Source organism: Comamonas sediminis, assembly GCF_041107495.1.
Classification (GTDB): Bacteria; Pseudomonadota; Gammaproteobacteria; order Burkholderiales; family Burkholderiaceae_C; genus Comamonas; species Comamonas sediminis.
The window spans coordinates 1-556 of sequence record NZ_JBGBDC010000024.1 but is presented as its reverse complement, the minus strand read 5'-3'; the positions used below and the strand labels follow the sequence as shown (position 1 = coordinate 556).

1 protein-coding gene is annotated in these 556 nt (G+C 44.8%); it reads right to left on the bottom strand.

Annotated features, from left to right (window positions below; translation table 11 throughout):
• On the bottom strand, positions 1-556 hold a 556-nt coding region (locus AB7A72_RS23740; RefSeq protein WP_369461319.1), incomplete at both ends, for a hypothetical protein.

Genomic DNA, 556 nt, shown 5'->3' with positions numbered 1-556 from the left:
ATTTATTAAACGCTGAACTGCCAGCTCACTCTGATAGGTGTTCATCCCCTTACCCAGAACTGCTTTTGAGCCATAGGCACGGATCAATCGCAAGCCTTGAGCAGCAGCAATAACTGTTTGAACGTCTGACTTTTGCTTTGTGATCCCCACAATATCAACACTGACGCGATAACTACCTTCCAATGCAGGCTGCGCGACATACACCCAACCCGATTCGCTGCCACCTCTTGGAATCGTTACCTGCGTTATCAGATTTCCACCTGTCGCCTGATCGTACAAACCATTTACGACTCCTAATGGATTTTTATCCGTAATTTCCAAATTTATTGGCAATGCCTGCATTGCGGTATGGCTACTTGAATAATAAGAGCCAGGCACTTGCAATTGAATTACAAAATTATCTCTAACACTTGCAGTAGATCTCGCGCCATCAATATTTCTAAATATCACCTGCGGCTCAATAACATCCACCGGCAATGGCGTCGATGCGGTAGCTCCCGTAGCAGTAGCCTCTATCTCTGTACTGCCAACATCTAAACCAGTAGCAATAAAATTA